Source organism: Brevibacillus sp. MCWH (assembly GCF_013096935.1).
Lineage (GTDB): Bacteria > Bacillota > Bacilli > Brevibacillales > Brevibacillaceae > Brevibacillus > Brevibacillus aydinogluensis.
This window is the reverse complement of the sequence record NZ_SDLF01000124.1, coordinates 1-504: the sequence shown is the minus strand read 5'-3', so window position 1 is coordinate 504 and position 504 is coordinate 1. Positions and strand designations below refer to the sequence as shown.

Annotated in this window: 1 protein-coding gene; it reads left to right on the top strand. The window is 34.7% G+C overall.

The genetic code is table 11. The annotated features are described in order from the left end of the window. Window positions 1-34 precede the first annotated feature (34 nt). The coding region (locus ETC00_RS19685) for a hypothetical protein (protein ID WP_171567731.1) at window positions 35-504 on the top strand (470 nt) is incomplete at its 3' end.

The following is a 504-nucleotide window of genomic DNA, read 5'->3' as shown; positions in this document are numbered from 1 at the left end:
TAAATAAAAAATTAAAGGAAGGATGTGCAAAAGCATGTACGATTACTTAGATATGGAACAACAACATGCAAAAATTATTGGTTCTTTTAGTATCGACCGAAATGCTGAATTTAAAGATGGCGTCAAATCTATGCTAGAGAGTTTCCGTGGCGCTTACCAATTAGACGCCATTGATGATTTAATCAAAGTATTAAAAGTTGACCCTCTTCGTGAAGACTACAAGCAAAAACTAATTGGAGATGTTCTTGAAGAGAGTATTCAAGACACATATTTAGCACTTCATCCTAGCAAACTAGAGCAACTCTTTGAGAACAGTGCTTTAGAAATTATTCGTGAGTATTCTTCAGTAGGTCAACTTTCACCTATCGTAGGTTTAACTCTTCCTGTTCTTAAAAAGAACTATTTAGAGTGTCACTCTAAAGATATTATTATGACGGAAGTGCCTAGCAAATCAATTGTAAAGGTAGCTTTCGAACGTAAGTTCTTGAAAGACAAGCAAGGAAA